Genomic DNA, 25,142 nt, shown 5'->3' with positions numbered 1-25,142 from the left:
AGATGCGATGAAGTTGATATTCCCGAATGGTGAACACGCCGCGGTGGATCTGGGTGAGGGGATCACCGAGATCGGTTCCGGCAGCGACTGCCAGGTCGTCCTTGTGGCGCCAGGGGTGGCCGTGAATCACTGTGATGTCGAGGTACGCAATGGCAAGGCAACGGTACGCATTCGCGACCAGAGCGTAGCCACCGTACTCAATGGCCGACAGATCGCCCAGGAAAGCCCGCTGAAGCCCGGCGATCTGCTCCTGTTCGGACGGATCGGATGCCGGGTTGTTGCGCTGGACAAGCCGGTCGCCGCTGCTCCGCCGCCAAAGGTCGAGCCAGTCGATGAAGGGGATGGACGGACGCGCGTTCGCATGGCCTTGCCGAAGTTCATGCTGCGAGGCGTGTCCGGTACCACTTTCGGGCGAAATTTCGCGCTGATGGGAACCATGACCATCGGCCGTCAAAGCGATTGCGGCATTCCCATTCAGGCCGAGGAGATTTCCCGCCATCACGCACGACTTCAGGTCACTGCCGAAGGGGTCATGGTCGAGGACCTCGGATCAGCCAACGGCACCTGGATCAACGACAAGCGCGTGCATACGGGCATGCTCAAGCCGGGTGATGAACTTAGACTCGACACGGTCAGGTTTCTGCTGCTTGCTCCGGGAAGCCAGCCTCCGGCAGCAAGCGCCAATCCGGTCGAGGAAGTCGTCGAGACCGGCAAGGATTCCGGTGGAGCGGCAATATGGTGGGTGATTGGCGCCGTGGTCGCTCTGGCTGCCATCGGCGTCGGGGTGATGAAGTATCTGGGCAAGTTCTGAAAAACGGAGCGGACCGAAAGCGCTGACCGCCTGGACAGCGCCTTTCAGGTGGAAGAATCCAGTTCGATTCGCATGGAAAGGTCGATTGCGCGCACATGCTTGGTCAGTGCGCCGATCGAAATGAAGTCGACACCGGTTTCTGCAATCGCACGAACCCTCTCCATGCCGACTCCGCCCGAAACTTCCAGTGGAACGCGTCCATCCACTTCTGCCACTGCCTGGACCAGTTCATCCAGTTCGAATTCGTCGAGCATGATGCGATCGACACCTGCAAGCAGGGCTTCGCGCAACTCGCTGAAGTTCTCGACTTCGACTTCAACCATGATGGATGGGTGCAATCGCCGCGCCGTGGCCACCGCCGAAGCCAGCGAGCCGGCCGCCGCGATATGGTTCTCCTTGATCAACACAGCGTCGTGCAGACCTATGCGGTGGTTGTAACCACCGCCGATTCGCACCGCGTACTTCTGCGCATGACGAAGGCCGGGCAGAGTCTTGCGCGTATCCAGAATGCGAGTTCGCGTGCCTCTGATCGCTTCCACGTACTGCGCAGTCACCGTAGCCGTGGCGGACAGGGTTTGCAGGAAATTCAGGGCGCTGCGTTCGCCGGTTACCAGTGCCCGCACGGGCCCGCTGACATGACACAACAACTGTCCGGGCGCGACAGCCGAGCCCTCCTCGATCAACCATTCCACTTCGGTCCGGGGATCGATTTCGGAGAAGCAGGCGGCAAACCAGTCCTGACCGCAGATGACGGCGGATTCACGGGTCAGGACGCGAGCGCGGGCCAGGTAGTCCTTCGGCAACAGATCAGCAGTCACATCGCCACTGCCGATATCTTCGGACAGCGCGCGTCGCACATCGGTAAGCACAATCTCTGGATCGGCGGGGTTCATTTTCATTCGCGGGAGGGTCAATTCGGAAAATCGGGGGCAATGGGTCGGCGAGCCATGACCGGATCGAGGCATGTCACTGCAGGGTTGCGGCACTCAGTCATCACGAAGCAGGTCGGATTCCGGAAAGCATGCCTTTCGACCATGTCTGCAAGAGGTGGCAGCGGCAACCAGCGCGCGCTGACGGGAGAATCGTGAATAGCGTCAATCCCATACTATACAAGGGTCGAATCAGGAGTCGATGGCAACGACAGGCATGCCATGGCTGCCCGCCGCGTCGCCTTCCGGAATTCCCGGGCGGAAGATGCCGGACACGCATAACGAGGCAAGGGCCCAGGGTCCACCCGCATCACGCAGATGCTGGCGGTGCCGCCGATGCTTCGCCTCCGGAATGAGTCTGTCGAAGCTTCTCGACGATGGCGTCCAGGGCGCGATCGAACAATGGCACTTCCTCGAGCAGAATCGCCGATCCCCGTCGTAGTTCAACGGCAAGCGAGGTGACGCTCTTGTCGCAAACCTTCAGGCCGCGGCGATTGACGAAAAGGTACCTCGAGCTGATCGGACTGATCCAGGAAAGCTTGGCACGTTCCCGGTTGCCTTCCTCGTCGACAAATTCGATCCAGTTGCCCACCTTCATCTGTCGGGCGGACTCGATGAACTCGTCTTCCTCGTCAACCGTTTCGCTGGCTTCGGGCTCGACCGAGCCGGAAGAGAGGACGATTTCCTCAACCGGACTCTGCGTCGATGGAGTCGATTCCGGTTGCTCCGAGGACTCGTCAACCGCCGCATTGTCCGCGATGACTTCCTCGGCGGTCTTTAGCTCGAAGGATTCGCCATTGAGCAGCTTCTGGTAGAACTGCGAGAGCTCCTGCATCAGTGCCCGCACATCGCCTTCATGGTAGGCAACCGTTCCCAGGCCATGTTTCAACGCCTTTTCAAGCTGGGGCAACAGTGAGCGCAGGCGCGTCTTTTCTGCTTCCGTCTTCTTTGGCAGCGAACTCCAGACAAACTCGTCGGCAAAACGCAGCGCATTTTTCCATTCGTCGGAGCCGCTGCCATGGCGCAAATCGGTCAGCACCAGATAATTCGCCCACGGCCGCGACAGGACGTTGTGGATGACCGGTGCAAGCTCCCGGTTGCCGATCCGGCTGAGAATTTCACGCGCGGCGTCCCGGCGAGCCGTATGCAGTTTCTCTCGGCCTCGGGTCACTTCCGCTGCACGTTGTTCGGCCAGTTCGGCGCGTCGCTTGTGCTGATGCAGGAATTGTTCGAATCCTGCGAGCTCGTGTTCTATGACCGAGAGATCGTCATCGAAGTCGGACAGCACGGTTTCGACGATGGCCTTGATTCGATCATGCAGCTTGTTGTCGACATCGGATTCCGCCGACCAGCTCTTGCCGGCTTCAGCCATCGCGTCGAGCAGGCGCCGCGCCGGATGTGTCTTCTGGGCGAACAGATGCTTGTCGAGAATCGCGATCTTCAGATACGGAATTTGCAGGCGACCGATCAGCGCCTGTATCTGCGGCGGAAGATTGCGATCCTGGAGGATGAACTCGAACAGCATGCCGACCAGATCGATGGTGTCTTCGTCCGCAGAAGAAACGCTGTAACCACTGCTGTCCGTACCGCCGAGCCGGTGTGCCTGGTCGAGCAGTTCCTGCTTGATCTGCTGAACCGCCTTGGCTGCATCGGCAACACTCTCGGCATGGATCTGGTTGGTCTGGCTCTGGTTCTGCAGGATCGACAATGCACTGAGCAGATCCGTCGGGCTGAGATTGGGCGCCATCTGGCCGCCGCCCGCGCCGGAGTAGCCCGAGCCGTCGCCACCGACGAGGTGATCCGATGAATGCCTGCGATTGGCCAGCAGGTTGCGCAAGGTGCTGTAGAGCTCGGCCTGCAGCTCGGCGGCGACGGGGTCGTACGAACCACCCGGGTAGCCGGATCCGGCGTAGCCATCCTGCTCGCCGGCACCGTGTCCCGAAGGATCCATGCCTTGTGCAGCGCGCGCAGGACCACTGCTTCGCGGACGTCCCGATTGTGGAAGCTGGTGACGAATTTGCGGAAGGACCCCGGCCCGGATCAATTCCGTGTTGACTTCCTCGTAGAGGGGTTCGAGGCCGCTCATCACGTAGCGATCGAACAGCTTGTAGATGATCAGCTTCACCTGCACGTTCAACTCGAACTCGCGCACTGCGACGCGAAACGCCTGACACAGCGGAGCGGGACCAATCGGGTTGTTGGCATCTTCCACGGCAGCGCCACCGATGATTACGGCCAGGCGCTGGTTGACCAGATGCAGGGTGCGCGAGAGGCGGTTTTCGGCCTTCGCAACCATGCTTGAAACGGCCAGGGAGTCTTCCAGCTCCTGGTCATCAACGAGGGAAAGGCCGCCGCTGGACGGGTTTGCGACCTCGGGTCGCACCGGTTTCAGCTTGCCGTCGGCGAATTCGTTGAATATCTGGGACAGTTGCTCCTGAAATTTCCGCTCCACCAATTGCCGCTTCTTGCGGACTTCGCGCATGCCATCGAAGAACTGGACCTGGACGGCATTGCTTTCTGCGCGTTCTGCCAGATGAAAGAGGGCGTCATCGACGTTTTCAAACAGTGTGCTGACCAGCCCGTTGACGCGCTTCAGCGCGATTCCCCGGACCAGCTTCAGGAGTTCTCCCAGGCGTTCGTCAGACCCTGCCGCACCGCCATGGCGCTGCTTCAGTTCGATGACCTTGCTGGGCTTGTCTTCAGGTGTGGACATGGGACCTCACTCGGCAGCGCAGGCGCCGGCCGTTATCAGGATGACAGCTTGCCTCATGCTCGCTCCAGCTTCATGTGCATGAAGATGCGCGAGTGTGACGCACTTCACAATTCGCAGGGTCGGTCAGGCAGCCCTGGTGTTGGAATTTTCCCGGCTGCGAAACGGCCGTCAGTCAGGGGCAAGGGAGGCAGCGCGGATTGCGCGGTATCGGCCAGCCAGTCGAAGCGGAATTCCGATCCGGGGCGTCAGACCGACGCCCCTCGCCAGGGTCCGCCCGGGTCAGGATTCCCGGCCCGGAAAATCAGTCAATTGCAGGGTTGAAACGGCTTCATCGGCCAGCATGACAGGGATGTCATCCTCGACGCGATAGACCGTCTTGCCGTCGCGTGTAATCAAGGCATCGGGAAACGAAGTCAGAACCGCCTTTCCGGCAACGTTGACGAGCGCGCCACCCGCGACGGCGCGATTGAGAGCCTCGATTTCGTCGCGACGGGCCGCGCGAACGGGTGTCTTCGACTGAGGGCAGCAAAGAATGTCGAGCAGGTGTTTGTCCATTGCTTGGGTTCCGGTGCGCGCGGTGGGTCGGGCCGACCGGAAAGGTGGCCGAAAGTGCGCGGCAATATGCGTACAATAGCGATTTTCCAGCGCAACGACCATGATCGACAAGGCCAAGAGTCCTCGAATAGGTGTGGTAATGGGTTCCCGGTCCGACTGGGAAACCATGGGTCACGCCGTGGAAACGCTGGAGCAGTTGGGGATCCCTCACGAAGTTCGTGTGGTATCGGCACATCGGACGCCGGACCAGATGTTCGAATACGCGCAGGCAGCAGTCGGTCGCGGGCTTTGCGCGATCATCGCAGGTGCCGGTGGCGCGGCGCACCTGCCCGGCATGCTCGCCGCGAAGACGCGCATTCCGGTGCTTGGCGTTCCAGTCCAGTCGAAGGCTCTCAACGGCATGGATTCCCTGCTTTCGATTGTGCAGATGCCGGCCGGTATTCCGGTGGCCACGTTTGCCATTGGAAGGGCTGGCGCAATCAATGCGGCATTGTGTGCGGCTTCGATGCTGGCCAACAGCGATCCGGATCTTGCCACACGCATTGACAGTTTCCGTCGCGAGCAGACCGACAAGGTGCTCGCGCATCCCGATCCACGCAAGGACTAGGCATGGCAACAATTGGAATCCTCGGCGGCGGGCAACTGGCGCGCATGCTGGCTATCGCCGGAGCGCCGCTAGGGCATCGATTTCTGGTCGTCGACAGCGCACCTGATGCGTGCGCGTCCCACGTCGCCCCCTTGCTGAAGGCCGACTGGCGCGATTTTGACGCGCTCGAAAAATTCGCCAGCCAGATTGATGTCGCCACATTCGACTTCGAGAATGTTCCTTCGGAAACCGCAGAGTGGCTGACATCGCACACTCGCGTGTTTCCGAACCCCGCCGCGTTGTCCGTGGCCCAGGATCGCCTGCTCGAAAAAAACCTGTTTGGCGAGATCGGCCTGGAAACGCCGGTGTTTGCCGCAGTGGACAGCATCGACGATTTGCGTGCTGCCGTCGCGAAGACGGGGCTGCCTGCCGTTCTCAAGACGCGCCGCCTTGGCTACGACGGCAAGGGGCAGGCCATCCTGAAGCAGCATTCGGACATCGAGTCGGCCTGGGAGGCGCTCGGCAGCGTGCCCCTGATTCTCGAGGCATTCGTGCCGTTCGACAGCGAGATGTCGGTGATCGCCGTACGCTCGCGCAGTGGCGAATTCCGCCACTATCCGCTTACGCGCAATTGGCACCGGGATGGCATCCTCTCGGCAAGTTTCGCACCCATCAAGGTTGACGAGGACATCGAGCGACGCGCCGTGGCGCGGGCCCGCGCACTCGCCGAGCGCCTCGACTATGTCGGCGTGTTCGCGCTGGAGCTTTTTTTCTGCGAAGGTCGACTGCTTGGCAACGAAATGGCGCCCCGCGTGCACAACTCGGGGCACTGGACCATTGAAGGCACGGCTTGCAGTCAGTTCGAAAACCACGTTCGCGCCGTGATTGGCCTGCCGCTGGGCGACACCGAGGCACTCGGGCCGGCCGCCATGCTCAACTGGGTCGGCGAACTGCCGGACGCGACGCCGATCCTGGCAGAAGCCCGCGCGCACTGGCATGACTACGGAAAATCGCCGCGCGAAGGACGCAAGGTTGGGCATGCCACGATCTGTGCCGATAGCAATGAAGAACTGATCCAGCGACTGCAACGCATTGGCCGCGCCCTGGATCGCGAAGATCACGTGGCACCGGTCATCGCTGCGCTTGCGGCAAGCAATGAAGCGACAGCGCGTGGCATGTGATCGAGATCCATGCCCGAAGGCCGGTCTTTCGCAGCAATAGGGCTCCGGACCCATCCGCTCCTGTTCGGCATCTCGAAAGCTACCGAAGAGCAGGCGGGTCCGAGACCCGCCCATTCGATCTCATTTGAAGGGCACGCGATTCCCGCGCACTAAGCCATCTGGCTCTCGACGAATTTCCAGTTGACCAGATTCCAGAACGCCTCGAGGTACTTCGGGCGCGCGTTGCGGTAATCGATGTAGTAGGCGTGCTCCCAGACGTCGCAGGTGAGCAGGGCACGGTCGGAGCCGGTCAACGGTGTGGCGGCGTTGGACGTGCTGGCCAGAGCGAGCGAGCCATCCGGGCGCTGAACGAGCCAGCCCCAGCCTGAGCCGAACGTTCCGACGGATGTCTTGGTGAACTCTTCCTTGAACTTGGCGAAACTGCCAAATGCCTTGTTGATGGCATCCGCCAACTTGCCCTCGGGTTCGCCGCCGGCATTCGGGGCCAGACAGTTCCAGTAGAAGGTGTGGTTCCAGATCTGGGCGGCATTGTTGAACATGCCTCCGGACGCCTTGCGAATGATTTCCTCAAGCTCCAGTTTTTCGAACTCTGTGCCGGCGATCTGGTTATTGAGGTTGGTTACATAGGCCTGGTGGTGCTTGCCATAATGGAAATCGATTGTCTCGGCCGAGATATGCGGTGCGAGTGCGTCTCGGGCCCATGGAAGTGCGGGAAGCTCGATAGCCATTGGGTTCTCCTTAGCCGTTGGTGGGTGGAATTTCTGGTTGAGCCTGACTGCGAATGATCGCAGGGTTTGATGGCATGGAACATGAATTGTTGTCGTTCCCGACAACAGATTCTGTTGGCCGGGCAGGATATCAAGGCAAGGCTGAACATGCGGCACAACCGTCGGGAGATCCGCACGGTCTGCCTTTCGAGCTGCAACGCGCAGCGAGGACTGGTTGTCCTGGCACGTCTCGTGGCGCAGCTGGAGGGCGTTGCGAATACCCGCTGTTTCCAAGAAATACAGTCGTTTAGGTGAAGCCGGTCAGCGCGCAGACGGACTTCGCAATGGCCGCATCACGTAGCGGGCGTTGTCGAATCCGGAGCGCACCAACTGAACCAGAAACAGAACGGGCTGCTAAAATGGGCGGTCCGCCATGGCCGTCGGCCTTGTGCAACATCGCAGCATCCGAGAGCCCCATGGAAATCATCGAGCGCATCAAGTCCACCGTCGACTCCGCCCCTATCGTCCTGTTCATGAAGGGCACACCCCAGTTTCCGATGTGCGGATTTTCGAGCAGGACCGCCAAGGCCCTGAAGAGCCTCGGCGCGCCGTTTGTTTCCGTCAACGTGCTGGAGGATCCGGAAGTTCGCGCCAATCTGCCCCGCTACTCGAACTGGCCGACCTTTCCGCAGCTTTTCATCGCCGGCGAATTTATCGGTGGCTGCGATATCGCGCTCGAGTTGTTCGAGAGTGGCGAGCTCGAGCGCATGGTCCGCGAACTCCACAAGGCGTAACCCGGAACTCCCATGAAAACCGCACGCGCACGCTCGCGCCCTGCATCCACACGGCAACCCGCTCGTTCGACGATGGAGCCCGACGCCGGATCGGTTGCACGAAGCTGCACGAACCCGGTGTCCCGCGCGATCGATGCGCATGCTCATGTACCGACCGGGCCAGCGCGATGCTGCCGTTGATCCGATTCGCAGATCCGGTTCCCGATTCAGGCGCCTTGCGCGAGCGCGTTGTTCTGGTAACAGGGGCCACCGGCGGCCTTGGCCGCGCCAGTGCCCTGGCATGCGCGCGTGCCGGCGCGACGGTGGTGCTGGCAGGTCGCAAGGTGCGCGCGCTCGAGGGTCTGTACGACGAGCTGGTTGCGCTCGAAGTCCCCGAACCTGCGATCTATCCGATCAATCTCGAAGGTGCCGCACCGGATGACTACGCCGGACTTGCCGAATCCGTGCGTCTCCAGTGTGGGCGGCTTGACGGCATCATCCACGCGGCGGTCCATTTCAACGGACTGATGCCGCTGGACCAGGTCAAGCCCGATGGCTGGCTGCGGACCCTGCAAGTCGGTTTGACGGCCCCGTATGCATTGACCCAGGCGTGCCTGCCGTTGATGCGCGCGAGTTCCGATGCGGCCATCGTATTCGTACTGGATGACATGGATCGGGTGAGCAAGGCCTACTGGGGTGGCTACGGCGTCGCCAAGTCTGGTCTCGCTGCGTTGGCCTCCATTGCCCATGAGGAAACCGAGAGTGGTCCGGTGCGCGTGCATGGCCTGCTTCCGGCACCCATGCGAACGGCGTTGCGCAGAATGGCGTACTTCGGCGAGAACACACTGGAGCGGGAGCCGCCGGACGCCTCGGGAAGCGCTGCAGCCTATCTGCTCAGCCCCGCTGCCACGGCGCTGCGCGGTCACACCCTGGACCTGCGTCCCCTCAACGACGGAATCTCTTCATGAGCACGTTATCGGCCGGGATCCTGCTGTTCCTGATCATGGATCCATTGGGCAACATTCCGTTGTTCCTCAGCATACTCAAGAATGTCGCGCCCGAACGCAGACGCCTGGTCCTGATCCGTGAACTGCTGATCGCGCTGGTCGTGCTGTTCGTATTCCTGTTCGGTGGCAAGTATCTGCTCAGCGCCCTGCAACTGAAGGCGGAGTCGGTCAGCATCGCCGGCGGCATCGTGCTCTTCCTGATCGGTATCCGCATGATTTTTCCGCCCAAGGACGGCATTTTCGGCGGCGACATCGACAGCGAACCGTTCATTGTCCCCATGGCGATTCCCGCTGTCGCGGGACCTTCGACCATGGCCGCCGTCATGCTCCTCGCCAACAGCAATCCGGGACGGACCGTCGACTGGAGTATCGCCCTGTTCCTGGCCTGGCTGGCAACTTCGGTGCTGCTCGTATCTTCGACCTATCTGTATCGCTGGCTCGGCCACAGTGTCCTGGTGGCACTTGAGCGCCTGATGGGCATGCTGCTGGTCGCGCTCTCGGTGCAGATGTTCCTCGACGGCGCGGTGGCCTACGTGAGGCTGGCCGGCTAGCAATCTGCCCCTACAGCCCAGCGGCTGCCAGCGGGGATTCCCGAACTTCATCCTGAATGGTAAGTAGTGCTCGTATCGGGCTGATCGTTCAGGGTGAAAGTCTGTGCAAGCCCGTGCCGCCCGGCGGGGGCTCCCCGCAGGCCGATTTCGCGCTCGGCCCGAGCTGGCCGCAGCGCGGCAAAAGGACGCTCAATTGGCGTCGATTTCGTTAGAAATCTGTCACAAACTCAGGTTAAACTCCCGTTAACAGATCACGGTGTTCGGCGGCTTGCCCGGCGTTGGGTAGTCGAATTGACCGAATCGTTTTAGTACCACACCAGGGGTATTCCCGATTTTCTCGTCATCGCGCGCCTGCGGGATGGCTGCACCTGCCCAAATCCAGTTCAAATCATCAATAGGAAGGTAGTAATGAACAAGCGACTGTCGAAGCGGCTCCTGCCGCTGATGCTTTCTTCGCTGTTTGCCATGTCCGGTGCCTACGCGCAGAACACCTCGTCGTCTCTCAGCGGAAGGATCCTCGATTCGAATGGCATGCCGGTCGCCGGCGCAACCGTCGAAATCGTGCACATTCCGTCCGGCACCACGCGGACCGTGGTAACGGATGCCGAAGGTCGCTACAGCGCACAGGGCCTGCGCGTCGGTGGCCCGTTCGAGTTGCGCGCATCAACCGATAGCGGCGTCGCCGCCGACCAGGGCGATGTCTATCTGCGCCTGTCCCAGGAAACCACGCTGGACCTGGTGGTCAGCTCCGAGGGTGCGCCCACCCTTGAGGGCATCACCGTTACCGCGGATGCCGCTGGCGCGATCTTCCAGCCAAGCAACATGGGTCTGAGCACGAACATTTCGCAGCGCGAACTCGAAGTACTGCCGAATCCAGGCCGTTCCATTCAGGACATCGCGCGCCTTGATCCGAACATCAACATCACCAACAAGGGGCGTGGCGAGATTTCTGCCCTGGGCCAGAACAGCCGCTACAACAACATCACGATCGATGGCGTCGCCACCAACGATGTCTTCGGCCTCGAAGCCAACGGTCTGCCGGCGCTGAACCAGCCCATATCCTACGATGCGGTCGAAGAGTACAACCTGTCGACGGCGAATCTCGATGTGACCAACAAGCGTGCCGTTGGCGCCAATATCAACATCGTGACCAAGTCGGGTACGAACGAGTTCCACGGCAATGCCTACTACGCCTACACGAATGCCAAGGACCTGACCAGCGACGAGCCGAGTGAATTCTCCGGCTACAGTGCAAAGAAGATCTTCGGCGCTACCCTTGGCGGTCCGATTGTCAAGGACAAGCTGTTCTTCTTCCTCAGCTACGAGGAAAACGAAGTGCTGGCACCGGCACCGGACTACGGCCCGCTTGGTTCCGGCGCTAGCAATGAAGTCGACATCACGCAGGACGAGCTGAACCAGATCATCGATATCGCGAATGGCTACGGATTGACGCCGGGTAATCTCGAGGCTTCCGATGCCAACCAGGTCAGCAAGCTGTATCTCGCCAAGCTCGACTGGAACATCAGCGACCAGCATCGCGCCAGTTTCCGCTACAACAAGACCAAGAGCGACCAGCCTGTGCTCGGTGGTTTCAATTCGCGCACGCTGTCACTCTCGAGCTACTGGTACACGCAGTCACGCGACTTTGAAAGCTACGTGCTGAACCTGTACAGCGACTGGACGGATACGTTCTCCACCGAAGGCTCGTTCTCCTACTCGAACTACAACTCGACGCCGACCGTAATTGCCCAGCAGCCGCAGATCAACGTGCGTCTCGGACCCGACAATTCCAATGTCGGCGTGAACCTCGGCGAAGAGCAGTTCCGCCACTACAACGTGCTGGACGTCGATACCTACTCCGGTTTCTTCGCCGGCAACTGGTACCTGGGCGACCACACCATCAAGGCCGGTGCGGACTTTCAACGCGACGAGATTTTCAATCTGTTCGGACGCACCCAGTTCGGTGCCTACAACTTCGCCAGCATCGACGATTTTGCCGCAGGCGATTTCTCGGGCTTCACCCTGTATCTGCCGTCGAACGGCGACATCAACAGCATCGCCGCTGCCTATCGTCTCGACCAGTGGGGCCTGTTCGTGCAGGACACCTGGCAGGTCACGCCGAACTTCTCGCTGCAATACGGCCTGCGCTATGACATTCCGCTGGTCTCTGGCAAGCCGGTCTACAACGCGTCGTTCGAGGAGGCGTTCGGCTACAGCAACCAGGGTACGGTCAACGGCAATGGCGTGATCGAGCCGCGTGTTTCGTTCAACTACAACTTCGAGACCGAACGCCTGACCCAGCTGCGCGGTGGCTTCGGCATCACCGAGGGCGTGACTCCTGGCGTCTGGCTGGGCAATCCGTACACCAACAATGGCCTGACCCTGGATACCTACTTCTGCGGTCCTGGCAGCGGCTTCAATCCGGACCCGTTCACCCAGCAGCCGCCGAGCAACTGCGGTGCAAGTGGCGGACAGCAGACGGTCGACGTCGTCGATCCCGACTTCAACCTGCCGACCGCGATGAAGTTCAGCCTCGGCTTTGATCGCGAGCTGCCATGGTGGGATCTGGTCGGAACGATCGAGTTCGCCTATGTGGACGTCGAGAACGCGATCCGCTACGAAGCGATCAACCTCGGCCCGGGCAACGGCCTGTTGCCGGACGGCCGCATCAACTACTGGGGCAACAACTCCCCGGATCTATGGATTGGCAGCAATGGCAATCCGGTCGGCGCCAACAACCCGAGCGGCTATACCAGCAACCAGCGCTTCGGTGCGAACCCCGAGTTCAGCGGTGCGTCGACCCTGCTGACCAACACAAGCAACGGCAAGGCGCAATACCTGACCCTGTCGTTGCAGAAGTCCTATTCGGATACCTGGTTCGGCTCGGCATCGTTGACCTTCGGCCGCGCCACCGAGGTGAATCCGGGTACCTCCAGCCAGGCCTACAGCAACTTCCAGAACAACGCCACGTTCAATCCGAACGAGGATATCGCCGAGCGCTCCAACTACGACATTGAAGCCCGCTTCCTGACCGCCCTGACCTGGCAGCACCGCTTCTTCGGTGACTACGTGACGAGCATCTCGGGCGTATTCAACGGCTACACCGGTCAGCCCTACAGCTGGACGTTCAACAACGATGCCAACGGCGACGGCATCAGCGGCAACGACCTGTTCTACGTGCCGCTGGACCAGAATGACGTGCTGTACACGCCGGGAACGACGCAAGCCCAGATCGATACGTTCTTCGCGGCCATCGATGGCAACGAGGACCTGAGCGATCATCGGGGTGATGTGGTCAAGCGCAATGCGAATTCGTCGCCGTGGATCAACCAGCTCGACATGAGTTTCCGCCAGGAGATCCCGGGCTTCTTCGAAGGCAACAAGGGTGAGATCCGCTTCGACATCTTCAATGTCGGCAACCTGTTGAACAAGAACTGGGGGCAGATCTACAGCGCTCCGTTCAACAATCGTACCGGCGGATACAGGCAGTCGCTGGCCAACTTTGCCGGCGTCGATCCGAATACCGGCAAGTACGTCTACAACCTGATCACCCCGACTGACCTGCCGCTGCAGGACAACCAGGCCGAGTCGCGCTGGTCGGTACTGGTTACGGTGCGCTACACGTTCTGAGTCATCGGAGCGGTTGAGTCGAAATCAAGCCGGCGTCCCAAGGGGGCGCCGGTTTTTTTGTGCGTGCTGCAGAAGCCTGCGTGTTGACCGGATCGCCACGCTTCGCGGATGCTAGTCGGCCGCAGGCTTGCCACGGCTTGCGAAACAACTTCATGGATAGAGCAGGCGAAATTGATGAAACACCCAGAGCTTCAGCCACTTCCCGTAGCCACGGTCAACGCGCGGATTGCGCCCACTGCCGGACTTGATGTCCTGTCTCGCCAGGAAGTGGCGCGACTGCGCGATGCCAGCGCCGGTGGCCTGCATCTGCTGCTGCGTCGTTGCGCACTGGCCGTGCTCAGTCAGGGGCAGGCCAAGGACGATCCGCGCGCGGCGATCGAGTTGTACTCTGATTTTGATATCCAGGTCGTGCAGCAGGATCGCGGTGTGCGCCTGGAGCTGATCAATGCGCCGGCTCACGCCTTCGTCGATGGCGAGATCATCCGCGGCATCAGCGAACTGCTTTTTGCCGTCGTGCGCGACATCGTCTACGTATCGACCCAGGTCGAAGCCGGCAGTTTCGATCTCGAGACATCCGAGGGCATCACCCACGCAGTCTTCGACATCCTGCGCAACGCACGCGTGCTGCGCGCCGACGTGGATCCCAACCTCGTGGTCTGCTGGGGAGGGCATTCGATCTCGCGAAAGGAATACGACTACACCAAGCTGGTCGGCTATCAGTTGGGCTTGCGCGGCATGGATATCTGCACCGGATGTGGTCCTGGCGCCATGAAGGGGCCCATGAAGGGCGCCACTATCGCCCATGCGAAGCAGCGCAGACGCAAGAACTGCTATATCGGCATTACCGAGCCCGGCATCATCGCCGCGGAGTCGCCCAATCCGATCGTCAACAACCTCATCATCATGCCGGACATCGAGAAGCGGCTTGAGGCGTTCGTGCGGACGGCGCATGCGATCATCGTCTTTCCGGGGGGTGTCGGTACCGCCGAAGAGATCCTCTACCTGCTCGGCATCCTGCTGCATCCTGCCAATGCCGGCATTCCTTTCCCGCTGGTTTTCACCGGACCACGCCAGTCTGCCGCGTATTTCGAGCAGATTGACCGTTTCCTGCGCCTCGCCCTCGGCGACGAGGTATCACGCAATTACCAGATCATCATCGATGATCCGGAACGGGTTGCACGCGAAATCGCGAAGGGCATCGAGGAGGTTCGCGAGTATCGCCTGGAGAACAAGGATGCCTTTTTCTTCAACTGGGCGTTGAGCATCGATGAAGACTTGCAGCGCCCGTTCCGACCGTCTCACGAGGCCATGGCAGGGCTGAACCTCAATCGTGATCAGGCTCAACACGACTTTGCCGCCGATTTGCGCCGCGCCTTTTCGGGGATCGTCGCAGGCAACGTGAAGATCGAGGGCATGCGCGCCATCGAAGAGCACGGTCCGTTCCTTATTCGCGGCGACGACCAGATCATGCGGGCACTGGATGAACTGCTGGCCAGCTTCGTCGCTCAGGAGCGCATGAAACTGCCCGGCGGCGCCGCCTACGAGCCGTGTTACCGGATCATCGCTGCCGACTGATTACGATCTGACCTGTCCGGGACGGATTGCCGCTCCGCTTCAGCGCGCCGATGCTGCTGTCGGGCTGCTTGCGCCGCCGGATGACGACGCCACGCGAACTTTCTGGCCGTCACCGAGCCGTTCTGCACCACGCACGACGATTCTGTCGCCGGCGGACAGATCACCGTCGACCGCCGTGAAGAAACCGTCGCTGGCTCCGATCGTTACCTCGATCCGTTCGCTGCTGCCATCGTCCGAGACGCGCACGACGTAGGTGCCGTTGGGGCGTTCGACCAGGGCGTCGCGAGGCACGGCCAGGGTGTTCTCCGCCTCGCGTTCGGGAAGGGCGACTTCCACCGCATTGCCCACCAGTACGGGACTGGTCATGGCGATGCGAATCTCGAACTGGCGTGATCGATCGTCGCCCACCGCAATCACGGCACGAATGCGTTCCTTGTAGGTCTTGTCGCCATCGCGCACGGACAATTCCATGCCCGGCTTGACCAAGGCAGACATGGCCAGCGGAGCCTGCACGCTGGCCTCGAGATTCGTGACATTGACCAGATGCACGATTGCGGTGCCGGTGGCGGCAAACTCGCCGCGCTGGGCAAGGCGTTCGGTGACGATGCCGGGGAATGGCGCCACAACCCTGGTCTGCTTGAGGTCGTAGCGAGCGCTGCGCACGCGTACTTCTGCCTGGCGCAATTGCGCATCGAGCTGGGCTACCTGAGCCTCGGCTTCATCAAGCTGGTTGGCCGCGATACTGTTGCTGGATACCAGCGCTTTCAGACGCTCGCGCTGGCGTCTCGCCAGTTCGCCCTGAGCCTTGATCCGTGCGACTTCGCTTTGCGCGTCCTCGAGACGCAGTTTTGCGGCCTGGTCTTCCAGCTGTGCAACAAGTTCGCCGGCCTTGAGCCGGGTTCCGACTTCGGCGACGAACTCCAGGCGTCCGCTGGCACTCGTGGCCAGGCGTGCATCGTCGCGGCTGACCACACTGCCGGGCACCCAGCGCTGGGGGGCGATCGGCGTGAGTTCGACGCTGACGACCTCAACGACAGGTGCGGGCGGGGCAGGGCCCTGGGCACGAGCCTGCATCGTGGAGGAGAACAGCGCAATGGAGGCTGAGAGAGCGATGATCAATGATCGAGTATTCATGGGGGATCCTGGCCTGGGTTCAGGCGGCGCGTGGAACAGAGCGGGAGTCGGCAGGTGCGGACGCTTCAGCGGGTGCCTTGCGCCATCCGGCCATCAGGCGCATCAGGCTGGGAAGCAGCAGCAACGAAAACACCATCGAGACCACGATGCCGCCAACGATCACGGCTGCGAGTCCGCGATAGATCACGCTGCCCGGGCCGGGATTGACCGCCATGGGAAGGGCGCCGAGGGCTCCCGTCAGCGTGCTCGCAACAATCGCGCGCAGTCGCTGGTTGAGCGCCTGGCCGATCGAGTCTTCCAGATTGAAGCCCTGATCCTGGGCGACACGGGTCCGGTCCACCAGCAGGATCGAATGATTGACGATGATGCCGACCATCATGATGAAGCCGATCATGGTCAGAAGATCGAGCGGCTGGAAGGCGATGACGCCAAGTATGCGCAAGCCGATCACGCCACCGACAAGGGCGACGGGAACGGTGAGCACGACGACCAGCGAATCGCGCAGGGAGCGGAACATCGCTGCCATCAGCAGGAACAGTACGAACAGCGCGAGGGCGAAGTTCTTGACCATCGTTGCGGTAATTTCCTGCAGGCGATTTGCGCTGCCTGCCAGTCGGATGCTGCCGCCATTGGGCATCATTTTCGTGAGCACCGGAACGACTTCGCTGTTGAGCGTTGCCAGGGCGTCTTCCAGCGACAGGGTTTGCGGTGGATCCATGGTCAGGGTCACGGTCCTGCGGTGATCAAGCCGGCGAATGGCGCCAGGCCCTGGTGTCTTTTCCAGGGAAATCAATTCACCCAGGGATACGATCTGACCGTTCGGTGTCACAAGCGGCGCCTCGGCCAGCTCTTCGACCGTCTCGCGTCCATCCGCGCGCAGGATGATCGGCAGCCGATTCTGACCGTCGAAGTATTCGCCGAGCCAGGCGCCATCACCGAGCGTGCGCACGATCGTGCCCACGGCGGCACGATCCCAGCCGGCTTCGGCGATGCGCCGATCGTTCGGAATGGCATGCAAGTCCATCGTCGTGTTGTCGGCGTTCGGGTTCGCCTGGACGTTCGCTCCCGGAAACTTTTCTTCAAGCAGCTTGCGTCCTTCCTCGGCGACGCGCTCGAGCGAGCGGGTGTCATCGCTTTGCAGGTGGATGGCCACCGAACGCGCCGAGCCACCGACGCCTCCGAACAACTCGCCCTCGGTCGCGAAGGCGCGCGTATCCGGGAAACCCTTGATGATCTCGTCGCGCATGATCGTCTCGAGTTCACCAATGCGATCCTCTTCGACGACGCGCGCACCAATGGTGCCGCCGCCGGGCCACAGCCAGAGGTAGTAGTTCTTCAGTTGCGGCTGCTTCTTGCCGTCCATGTACGGTTGCAGCCGCGCAATCAGCTCGTTGCCGATCTCACGATTGACGACTTCCGGACTCATGCCCGGCGGGAAGCTGAAAAACACGTCGATGGCAGCGCGCTTGACCGGTGGCAGGTAGTCGAGTTTCGGCAGGAACACCCAGCAGGCTGCGAGAGGCAGGACCAGCAAGCCCAGGACCCAGCCAATCTGCCTGGGCCGACTGTTGGTCCAGCGCAGCAGCAGGTTGGTCAATCGTGGCCAGCCGTCGCCGTAGCCGGACTTGAGCTTCTTGGCCTTCAGCCAGCCACCTGCGGCTGCGGGTAGCACAGTAATGGCGACGATGATCGAAAGCGTCACCGCGATCGAGATGGTCAGCGCGAGATCGGCAAAGATCTGACCTTCCACATCGGCGAGGAACAACACCGGCAGGAACACGGCGATCGTGGTGACGGTCGATGCGATCAGGGCCGGAACGACCTCTTTCGTGCCGTTCATCGCGGCCTCGACCGGGGTCATGCCGCTTTCCTTGAGGCGAATGATGTTGCCGGAGACGATGATGGCTCCTTCGACAACCATGCCTACCGCAAACGCGAGTCCCGCCAGCGAGATGACATTGAGCGTGCGTCCGCCGGCGTCGAGTGCGCCGAAGGTGGCCAGCAGGCAAACCGGAATTGCGAGCGCGATCAGCAGGGTCGCACGCCAGTCGCGCATGAACCAGAACACGCAGCCCAGAGCGAGCAAGGCGCCGATGATCAGATTTTCGGTGAGCAGGTTGACGGCACGATGGATGAACAGCGAGGAGTCATAGCTCTGTTCGATGCCGAGCCCATGTTCCTTCAGCGTGCCCTCGCGCAGCTCGGCAACCACTTCCTTGACCTGTTCGAGGGTGCCGAGCACGTTGGCTCCCGGAGAGCGCAGCACCTGCAGGCCGATTGCCGGATTGCCGTTCTGGTAGACGAAGAATTGCTGCTCGGGTGGTCGCTTCTCGATGGTTGCGACATCACCCAGCTTGACCGGCTTGCCATCGCGCCAGGCCAGCACCAGCTCGCCGAGGTCTTCCGGTTTGTAGCGGCCGGTAAAACGCAGGGTGTATTGCTGGCGACCCACACCGACTCGGCCTGCGGAAACATCCGTGGCGCGCGTGGCGCTTTGCGCGATGTCCGGGATGCTGACACCAAGGGCTGCTGCCTTTGCGAGGTCCACGGTGATCCGGATGTCGTCATTCGGCCCCGCGTTGACATTGACCGAGGCGACACCCGGAACCGCCTCTATGCGCGGTTTGACGACGTCCTCGATGTAGCGCCGATGGATTTCCACGGGCCCTTCGGTGCCCGGCAGCAACTGGACGAAAAACCATGACAGCGAGTCGTTGGAATCATTCTGTCCGCCGCCGAGCTGGATGATCGGGCGATCGGCGTCCTGGGGCTGGGAGCGAACGCGGTTCATGCGCCCGATGACTTCGACCAGGGCCGCGTTCATGTCGGTGCCGACCGCAAAGGTCAGATTGATGAAACTGCCGCCGTTGTTGGCGTTGCCCTCGATTTCCTCGACACCGGGCAATCCCTGCAGGACCTGTTCCTGCGGCTCGAGCAGCTCGGCCTCGGCTTCCTCCGGCGAGGCCGCACGCCAACCCGTGAAGATCGAGATGTTGGGGCGCTCGATATCCGGAAACAGTTGCAGGGGCAGGTTGCCCAGGCTCATGAATCCAAACACGCAAATCAGCAGGACCACCACTCCGATGGCGATCGGATTTCGTATCGATGCTTGGATCAGTCGCATGGCATTTCCTCCGCTCCAGCCCCAGCATGCGCCGGCCACCAACCTTATTGGATGCGGCAAAGGTCATGAGGGTTACTTTGGTCATGCATGTGCCATTTCTCGCGCGTTTTGGAGTGACTTGCGAACGAAGAAAGAAGTTCCATGCCTGTCAAACTCGGGCAGTCCTGATAGATCGAACCTGTGAAAGGGGGCCGGCCAAGCTCTTCCGAGAGTGACAAGCCATCTACTGGTTGGCAGTGAAGTCAGATTTGGACTGTCCGATTGGGAATTGCTTCGTCCGAGTTGCATTGCTTGACGTCGCAGCGAGTGGGCCGTCGCCTAGTGGTGACCGTGGAGGCAGACCGCTCATTGCCAACTTGGCTCTAGCAAAGGGATGCAGGCGAGGTGTGCTGTGCGCTCTCGGCGAGGCTAGGCTGATCCTGTGCCTGAAACGCATCTCGTTCTTGGTCCGCGTCCAAAGCTGATGTAACCGAAAAAACACCAATACATAATTCTCAATCAATTTCTTGGGAGCATTGGAGGTGACCTATACTCGCCTCAAGGATTGATCATTTCGGAGGGAGCTACACTCATGGTTAGACTTCTTTCTTGTGCGCTTGGCATCTCGCTGACATTGTTGCAAACGCGTGCACACGCGGGATTGCCATTCGTCCTCGGCCCGGAGTTTGACGCTGGCATCGCCCCATGGGGATGTGTCGTTGGCGACTTTGATGGAGCCGACGGGATTGATATTGCTGTTACAAATGCCGCAGTCAAGGGGGAGGTTTCAATACTTCTAGGTATCGGCGATGGCAACTTTATTCCGATGTCGCAAATTGCCCTCAACAAAGAGCCGCGAGGAATTGCTTCTGGCGACTTCAATGCCGACGGGAATCTGGACTTGGTGATCAGCAGCGTGTCCGATGATCCCACCGATATAGTGTCAGTGCTGCTGGGAAATGGCGATGGAACCTTCGCAGAGCCGGTTGAGTACGAAGTTGGCGCATATCCCAACGTCGTGAAGGCAGCGGATCTCAATGGCGATGACAGTTCTGATATTGTCGCCATCAGTACCGGTGGCGAGGCCCTTTCTGTTTTCTTGGGTATGGGCGACGGAACATTTGCGGCCCGAATGGACTATTCATTGCCAAATTTTCTGCCGTGGGGCATTGCGATCAAGGACGTAGATGGTGACAAAGTATTAGATGTAGTTGTATCTGCATTTTCTACGTTTGCGACATTCGCATTGCTGAAGGGTGTCGGTGATGGAACGTTTCTCCCGCCTGATTACGTTGGGACGAATGGCTCGCACTCCTCCTTGGCCGTCGATGATTTCAATTTGGATGGACGTTTGGATGTCGCGCTGCTGGACAGGTCGATTCCAAGAGTCGACGTTTTTTATGGCAATAGCGTGGGTGGCTTTGAACGAGTGGTTTCGTTTCCAGTGGCTTCGCACACCTCATCAATTGAGGCTGGAGACCTATATGGAAATGGTCAGATTCAGATTGTTGCCGCAGGATTTGATGGCATCCACGTATTCAATGCAATTGGCAGCGGAAGGTTCACGGATATGGGGGCGATTTCTGGGGCCCATGGCGGCGAGAACATGGTCATAGCCGATCTCAACGATGATGGTTCGCCGGATATTTTTAGTCCCAGGCTCTTCGAGTTTCTTTCCAGTGCGATCATCAACACCACCCTATTTCGCAACAGTTTTGATTGAAGAGGCGTGGGCAGGTCGCCTTGATGGTCGGTTCCCCTTGATGCGCATTTTGCGGGAATCAGGTCAATAATTCCTGAGCTCGAACGTCCTTGCTGACGACTTTGGCAGAGCCTTGCGACGTCTTCGCCGCCAGGTTGACAATGACACCGCGGTTCGACCAACTCATTACAGCTGTTCAGATTCCAAAAAAAAGCCGCGATCGCTCGCGGCTCTTCGAGAATGATGGCGCCCGAAGCTGGACTCGAACCAGCGACCCCCTGATTAACAGTCAAGTGCTCTAACCAGCTGAGCTATTCGGGCGGAGCCGCGCATTTTCGCGGGATCGCGGTGGATCGTCAAGCCCAATCTGGTTTGCAGGACAGCTAGCTGCCAATCGCCGAGCAGGCTGCCGCAGCCTGATCGGGCGAAGGAACGCCGCTGCGCAGACGACCGGAGTTGTTCAGGATCAGGCTGCGCGCGGCGCCGGTGCCACGACCGTCGCAGATGGTCAGGGTCAGGTTGCTGCCGTCAGAGGTGCCGTCGGGCTGGTAGCGGATGCGGTGGCGACCACGGCTCCCGAGTATGGCGATGCCGGTTGGCTGTGCCTGGTTCAGGGCAATGATTTCCTCATCGGCCTCGTGCTCGCCATTGCGATTGCCATCCAGGAAAACCAGCCAGCCATGATGCCAGCGCAGGTTGCGGTCGCAGGATGCCTGGTCCGCCGATGGGCAGACAACGACTTGCTGCCTGCGCATGGCTGCGCTGATGCGGGCCTGATTGATGGCCACCGACAAGGCGCTGCGTGCTGATCGCGAGGCACCTGCCTGCTTCAGGCTACCCAGTGCCGGCATGGCAATCACGGAGAGGACGGCAATGATGGAGATGACAGTGACCAACTCGATCAGGGTGACGCCAGCGGCTGGCCTGGGTTGAATGTGCATGGCAGCTCCGAGGAGGACGGGGTGCTGAAATGCTAGGCAGACTCCGGATCGGCGACGATGGTCATTTACCGTGGAGGCTTGTAGGAAAAAGTCGATTGTCGACGTAGGCCAGGCTCGCCAGGAGCCGAGTTCGAGTCTTGAAATGTCATGGCGCGGCACGATCTCCTCACGGTTGGTATCGTGTTCAACGATTCCCGATTCCCGATTCCCGATTCCTGACTCAATGACCGATCGCTTCCAGCTTGAATCGCCCTACCGCCCTGCCGGCGACCAGCCGCAGGCGATTGAGCGCCTGGTGTCCGGGTTCGAGGCGGGGTTGGCCCGGCAGACCCTGCTTGGGGTGACCGGATCGGGCAAGACCTACACGATTGCCAACGTGATCCAGCAGGTCCAGCGACCGACCCTGGTGATGGCGCCGAACAAGACCCTGGCTGCGCAGCTCTACGGCGAGTTCAAGGAGTTCTTTCCGCACAATGCGGTCGAGTACTTCGTCAGCTACTACGATTACTACCAGCCCGAGGCCTACGTGGCTTCGTCGGATACCTATATCGAGAAAGACGCCTCGATCAACGATCACATCGAGCAGATGCGCCTTTCTGCGACCAAGACCCTGTTGTCGCGCTCCGATGCCCTGATTGTCGCCACGGTTTCTGCGATCTACGGTCTCGGCAAGCCGGAGGATTATCTGCAGATGCGCCTGATCCTGGCGCGCGGCGAGCATACCGACCAGCGCAAGCTGATCCGTCACCTGACCGAACTGCAGTACACGCGCAATGACATGGAGCTGCGCCGAGGCTCCTATCGCGTGCGCGGCGAGGTGATCGATGTGTTTCCGGCCGAATCGGAAACCGAGGCCCTGCGCATCGAGCTGTTCGATGGCGATATCGAGAATCTGTCCATTTTCGATCCGCTGACTGGTGAGGTACTGCGCAAGGTGCCGCGCTACACGGTGTATCCGAAAACCCACTACGCCACCACGCGAGCGGCCACGCTCAATGCGGTGGAGACGATCAAGGTCGAGCTCAAGGAGCGTCTTGAGCAACTGTATGCGGCGAACAAGCTGCTCGAGGCGCAGCGTCTGCAGCAACGCACCCAGTTCGATATCGAGATGATGGCCGAGATCGGCTATTGCCAGGGCATCGAAAACTATTCGCGTCATCTGACCGGCGCCGCACCGGGCGAGCCTCCACCGACCCTGTTCGACTATCTGCCGCCGGATGCGCTGCTCGTGGTAGACGAATCGCATGTGACCATTCCGCAGCTGGGTGGAATGTACAAGGGTGATCGCTCGCGCAAGGAAAATCTTGTCGAGTACGGCTTCCGTCTGCCGTCGGCGCTGGACAACCGACCGCTTCGATTCGAGGAGTGGGAGGCCCGTGCGCCGCGCAGCATCTTCGTGTCGGCGACTCCGGGCGCGTATGAAATCGAGAAATCGGAAGGCAGCGTCATCGAGTTGGTCGTGCGACCCACCGGCTTGATCGACCCCGAGGTCGAGATTCGGCCAGTACGCACCCAGGTCGATGATCTGCTCTCTGAATGCAACGCTCGCATCGCCATGGGCGACCGTGTGCTGGTGACGACGCTGACCAAGCGCATGGCTGAAAACCTGACCGAGTACCTGGGAGAGCACGGCATTCGTGTGCGTTACCTGCACTCGGATATCGAGACGGTCGAACGCGTCGAAATCCTGCGTGACCTGCGCCTGGGCCAGTTCGACGTGCTGGTTGGCATCAACCTGCTGCGCGAAGGCCTGGACATGCCCGAGGTTTCGCTGGTGGCGATCCTCGATGCCGACAAGGAGGGCTTCCTGCGCTCTTCGGGATCCCTGATCCAGACCATTGGCCGCGCGGCGCGCAATTTGCGCGGGAAGGCCATCCTGTACGCAGATCGGGTTACCCGCTCGATGCAGGTCGCGATTGACGAAACCGACCGGCGCCGGGCCAAACAGGTCGAATACAACCTCGAGCATGGCATTACGCCCAAGGGCGTGAGCAAGAAGATCACCGATATCATGGAAGGTGCGCGGGCTGAGTCCAGTCGCGGTGGAAAGCGCGACCGCTGGGGCAAGATTTCGGCCGAATCGCGTCGCGCCGCCGAGGAAGCGGCCGAATACAGCACGCTGTCCACGGAGCAGATCGCGCAGCGCATCAGGAAGCTTGAAGCGCAGATGTACAAGCACGCCCAGGACCTCGAGTTCGAAGAAGCGGCACGCGCCCGCGACCAGCTCCACCGGCTCAGGGAGCAGGGGTTGTTGGGGTGAAGGGTGGGGAGTAGGGAGTAGGGAATAGGGAATAGGGTATTGGGAATTGGGAATCGGGAATTGGGAATCGGGAATCGTAAAAGCGGCGCGTGGCTAGAACTCGCCTTTTCGGCCTTCAACCGCTCCTGTACAGCTTGTCTTGCCTTTCCATAGCCAGAACAGCAGGCACTCCCCATTCCCCACTCCCGATCGGGGCCAGTCGCCGGATCCTCTGGCTGCAGGGAATGACTGGCGAGCCCAACCAATTTCACCCGACCAGGCAGTCCCGACTTGTGCACCGCCGCAGAGTCGGTTAGTCTGCGCGCCCCCGCATTCAGGGGCGCGTAGCTCAGCGGTAGAGCACTACCTTGACATGGTAGGGGTCACAGGTTCGATCCCTGTCGCGCCCACCAACCGTAGCCGGTTACGAGGGAAAGACCGGCGAAGCGAAAAAGACATGTCGGCTTTTTCGCATGTGGTACGGAAACCCGCGTTACTAGAATCAGACGTTCTGTCGTACCCACTCGGAGCCGTAGTTCAAACGAACACGATCACCATGACGCGAACCTCAGCCCACTGATTGAACCTGACGCGAAGCAATGCATGAAATAAAAGGCGCTTCGGCGCCTTTTGCGTTTCCGGAGACCAGAATCCCATGATCAATATCACTCTTCCAGATGGCAGCATTCGACAGTTCGAAAGCGCCGTAAGCGTGCAGGAAGTCGCAGCGTCGATTGGCGCCGGACTGGCCAAGGCCACCGTGGCCGGCAAGGTCGATGGAAAACTGGTCGATGCCAGCGACCGGATCGAACACGATGCGAAACTGCAAATCATCACGCCCAGGGACGAGGAGGGCGTCGAGATCATCCGTCATTCCTGTGCGCATCTGGTTGGCCATGCGGTCAAGCAGCTGTTCCCCGAGGCCAAGATGGTGATTGGCCCGGTAATCGAGGAAGGTTTCTACTACGACATCTGGAACGAGCGCCCGTTCACGCCGGAAGATCT

The 25,142-nt window shown here is 60.6% G+C and carries 18 protein-coding genes and 2 tRNA genes; 12 read left to right on the top strand and 8 right to left on the bottom strand.

What is annotated here, in order from left to right; translation table 11 throughout:
* Positions 1-7 precede the first annotated feature (7 nt).
* Positions 8-811 (top strand): FHA domain-containing protein, encoded by an 804-nt coding sequence (locus R3F00_RS08645; protein WP_371281381.1) that lies wholly within the window; start codon positions 8-10, stop codon positions 809-811.
* Between the two features lie 44 nt (positions 812-855).
* Here R3F00_RS08645 and nadC read toward each other — a convergent pair whose 3' ends face one another.
* From nadC to R3F00_RS08630, 3 genes are all read right to left on the bottom strand, one after another.
* Positions 856-1,704, bottom strand: coding sequence for a carboxylating nicotinate-nucleotide diphosphorylase (gene nadC, locus R3F00_RS08640; RefSeq protein ID WP_371281380.1), 849 nt, complete (start codon positions 1,702-1,704; stop codon positions 856-858).
* Positions 1,705-2,050: 346 nt separating this feature from the next.
* The gene (locus R3F00_RS08635) at positions 2,051-4,453 is read right to left on the bottom strand and encodes a DUF1631 domain-containing protein (RefSeq protein ID WP_371281379.1); all 2,403 of its coding nucleotides are present in this window, start codon (positions 4,451-4,453) and stop codon (positions 2,051-2,053) included.
* Positions 4,454-4,732: 279 nt separating this feature from the next.
* Complete coding sequence (locus R3F00_RS08630) at positions 4,733-5,008, bottom strand: Trm112 family protein (protein ID WP_371281378.1); 276 nt, start codon at positions 5,006-5,008, stop codon at positions 4,733-4,735.
* A 100-nt stretch (positions 5,009-5,108) separates the two neighbouring features.
* On the opposite strand from R3F00_RS08630, the gene purE reads away from it, so the two are divergent.
* Entirely contained in the window at positions 5,109-5,615 is a 507-nt protein-coding gene (gene purE / locus R3F00_RS08625; protein WP_371281377.1) for a 5-(carboxyamino)imidazole ribonucleotide mutase, read from the top strand.
* 2 nt (positions 5,616-5,617) lie between these two features.
* Complete coding sequence (locus R3F00_RS08620) at positions 5,618-6,775, top strand: 5-(carboxyamino)imidazole ribonucleotide synthase (protein ID WP_371281376.1); 1,158 nt, start codon at positions 5,618-5,620, stop codon at positions 6,773-6,775.
* A gap of 149 nt (positions 6,776-6,924) precedes the next feature.
* Here R3F00_RS08620 and R3F00_RS08615 read toward each other — a convergent pair whose 3' ends face one another.
* A complete protein-coding gene (locus R3F00_RS08615) occupies positions 6,925-7,503 on the bottom strand; it encodes a Fe-Mn family superoxide dismutase (RefSeq protein WP_371281375.1) in 579 nt (192 codons plus the stop codon).
* Between the two features lie 455 nt (positions 7,504-7,958).
* Here R3F00_RS08615 and grxD point away from each other — a divergent pair, with 455 nt between their 5' ends.
* From grxD to ppnN, 5 genes are all read left to right on the top strand, one after another.
* Positions 7,959-8,276, top strand: a complete 318-nt coding sequence (gene grxD / locus R3F00_RS08610) for a Grx4 family monothiol glutaredoxin (protein WP_371281373.1) — start codon at positions 7,959-7,961, stop codon at positions 8,274-8,276.
* 167 nt (positions 8,277-8,443) lie between these two features.
* Positions 8,444-9,223, top strand: coding sequence for an SDR family NAD(P)-dependent oxidoreductase (locus tag R3F00_RS08605; protein ID WP_371281372.1), 780 nt, complete (start codon positions 8,444-8,446; stop codon positions 9,221-9,223).
* On the top strand, positions 9,220-9,813 hold the full coding sequence (locus R3F00_RS08600; protein WP_371281371.1) for a YhgN family NAAT transporter: 594 nt from the start codon (positions 9,220-9,222) through the stop codon (positions 9,811-9,813). Before R3F00_RS08605 ends, R3F00_RS08600 begins: the two co-directional genes overlap by 4 nt.
* Before the next feature lie 408 nt (positions 9,814-10,221).
* On the top strand, positions 10,222-13,443 hold the full coding sequence (locus R3F00_RS08595) for a carboxypeptidase regulatory-like domain-containing protein (RefSeq protein ID WP_371281370.1): 3,222 nt from the start codon (positions 10,222-10,224) through the stop codon (positions 13,441-13,443).
* Between the two features lie 174 nt (positions 13,444-13,617).
* On the top strand, positions 13,618-15,018 hold the full coding sequence (gene ppnN, locus R3F00_RS08590) for a nucleotide 5'-monophosphate nucleosidase PpnN (protein WP_371281369.1): 1,401 nt from the start codon (positions 13,618-13,620) through the stop codon (positions 15,016-15,018).
* A 39-nt stretch (positions 15,019-15,057) separates the two neighbouring features.
* Here ppnN and R3F00_RS08585 read toward each other — a convergent pair whose 3' ends face one another.
* Both R3F00_RS08585 and R3F00_RS08580 read right to left on the bottom strand, forming a co-directional pair.
* Positions 15,058-16,152 carry an efflux RND transporter periplasmic adaptor subunit gene (locus R3F00_RS08585; protein ID WP_371281367.1) on the bottom strand — a complete coding sequence of 365 codons (1,095 nt, stop codon included), beginning with the start codon at positions 16,150-16,152 and terminating at the stop codon, positions 15,058-15,060.
* 19 nt (positions 16,153-16,171) lie between these two features.
* Positions 16,172-19,276, bottom strand: a complete 3,105-nt coding sequence (locus R3F00_RS08580; protein WP_371281366.1) for an efflux RND transporter permease subunit — start codon at positions 19,274-19,276, stop codon at positions 16,172-16,174.
* A gap of 571 nt (positions 19,277-19,847) precedes the next feature.
* Between R3F00_RS08580 and R3F00_RS08575 the strand changes: the two genes are divergently transcribed.
* Positions 19,848-20,978 (top strand): FG-GAP repeat domain-containing protein, encoded by a 1,131-nt coding sequence (locus R3F00_RS08575; RefSeq protein ID WP_371281365.1) that lies wholly within the window; start codon positions 19,848-19,850, stop codon positions 20,976-20,978.
* A 223-nt stretch (positions 20,979-21,201) separates the two neighbouring features.
* On the opposite strand, the gene R3F00_RS08570 is transcribed toward R3F00_RS08575, so the two are convergent.
* Together R3F00_RS08570 and R3F00_RS08565 are read right to left on the bottom strand one after the other, a co-directional pair.
* Positions 21,202-21,278 (bottom strand) — tRNA-Asn (locus R3F00_RS08570).
* A gap of 62 nt (positions 21,279-21,340) precedes the next feature.
* Positions 21,341-21,898 (bottom strand): GspH/FimT family pseudopilin, encoded by a 558-nt coding sequence (locus R3F00_RS08565; RefSeq protein WP_371281364.1) that lies wholly within the window; start codon positions 21,896-21,898, stop codon positions 21,341-21,343.
* 223 nt (positions 21,899-22,121) lie between these two features.
* Between R3F00_RS08565 and uvrB the strand changes: the two genes are divergently transcribed.
* The 3 genes from uvrB to R3F00_RS08550 all read left to right on the top strand — a co-directional run.
* On the top strand, positions 22,122-24,158 hold the full coding sequence (gene uvrB, locus R3F00_RS08560; protein ID WP_371281363.1) for an excinuclease ABC subunit UvrB: 2,037 nt from the start codon (positions 22,122-22,124) through the stop codon (positions 24,156-24,158).
* Positions 24,159-24,475: 317 nt separating this feature from the next.
* Positions 24,476-24,550, top strand: a tRNA-Val gene (locus tag R3F00_RS08555).
* Positions 24,551-24,792: 242 nt separating this feature from the next.
* A partial coding sequence (locus tag R3F00_RS08550; protein WP_371281362.1) for a TGS domain-containing protein occupies positions 24,793-25,142 on the top strand: 350 nt, incomplete at its 3' end.

The sequence above is a fragment of the Dokdonella sp. genome (assembly GCF_041395345.1).
GTDB lineage: Bacteria > Pseudomonadota > Gammaproteobacteria > Xanthomonadales > Rhodanobacteraceae > Dokdonella.
This window is presented reverse-complemented; position numbering and strand designations above follow the sequence as displayed.

Coding starts and splice junctions, on each gene's coding strand:
- R3F00_RS08645 (WP_371281381.1), top strand. CDS start 8: ATGAAGTTGATATTCCCGAATGGTGAACACGCCGCGGTGGATCTGGGT.
- R3F00_RS08585 (WP_371281367.1), bottom strand. CDS start 16,152: ATGAATACTCGATCATTGATCATCGCTCTCTCAGCCTCCATTGCGCTG.
- grxD (WP_371281373.1), top strand. CDS start 7,959: ATGGAAATCATCGAGCGCATCAAGTCCACCGTCGACTCCGCCCCTATC.
- R3F00_RS08580 (WP_371281366.1), bottom strand. CDS start 19,276: ATGCGACTGATCCAAGCATCGATACGAAATCCGATCGCCATCGGAGTG.
- R3F00_RS08595 (WP_371281370.1), top strand. CDS start 10,222: ATGAACAAGCGACTGTCGAAGCGGCTCCTGCCGCTGATGCTTTCTTCG.
- ppnN (WP_371281369.1), top strand. CDS start 13,618: ATGAAACACCCAGAGCTTCAGCCACTTCCCGTAGCCACGGTCAACGCG.
- R3F00_RS08575 (WP_371281365.1), top strand. CDS start 19,848: ATGGTTAGACTTCTTTCTTGTGCGCTTGGCATCTCGCTGACATTGTTG.
- R3F00_RS08605 (WP_371281372.1), top strand. CDS start 8,444: ATGCTGCCGTTGATCCGATTCGCAGATCCGGTTCCCGATTCAGGCGCC.
- R3F00_RS08615 (WP_371281375.1), bottom strand. CDS start 7,503: ATGGCTATCGAGCTTCCCGCACTTCCATGGGCCCGAGACGCACTCGCA.
- R3F00_RS08635 (WP_371281379.1), bottom strand. CDS start 4,453: ATGTCCACACCTGAAGACAAGCCCAGCAAGGTCATCGAACTGAAGCAG.
- purE (WP_371281377.1), top strand. CDS start 5,109: ATGATCGACAAGGCCAAGAGTCCTCGAATAGGTGTGGTAATGGGTTCC.
- R3F00_RS08600 (WP_371281371.1), top strand. CDS start 9,220: ATGAGCACGTTATCGGCCGGGATCCTGCTGTTCCTGATCATGGATCCA.
- nadC (WP_371281380.1), bottom strand. CDS start 1,704: ATGAACCCCGCCGATCCAGAGATTGTGCTTACCGATGTGCGACGCGCG.
- R3F00_RS08565 (WP_371281364.1), bottom strand. CDS start 21,898: ATGCACATTCAACCCAGGCCAGCCGCTGGCGTCACCCTGATCGAGTTG.
- uvrB (WP_371281363.1), top strand. CDS start 22,122: ATGACCGATCGCTTCCAGCTTGAATCGCCCTACCGCCCTGCCGGCGAC.
- R3F00_RS08620 (WP_371281376.1), top strand. CDS start 5,618: ATGGCAACAATTGGAATCCTCGGCGGCGGGCAACTGGCGCGCATGCTG.
- R3F00_RS08630 (WP_371281378.1), bottom strand. CDS start 5,008: ATGGACAAACACCTGCTCGACATTCTTTGCTGCCCTCAGTCGAAGACA.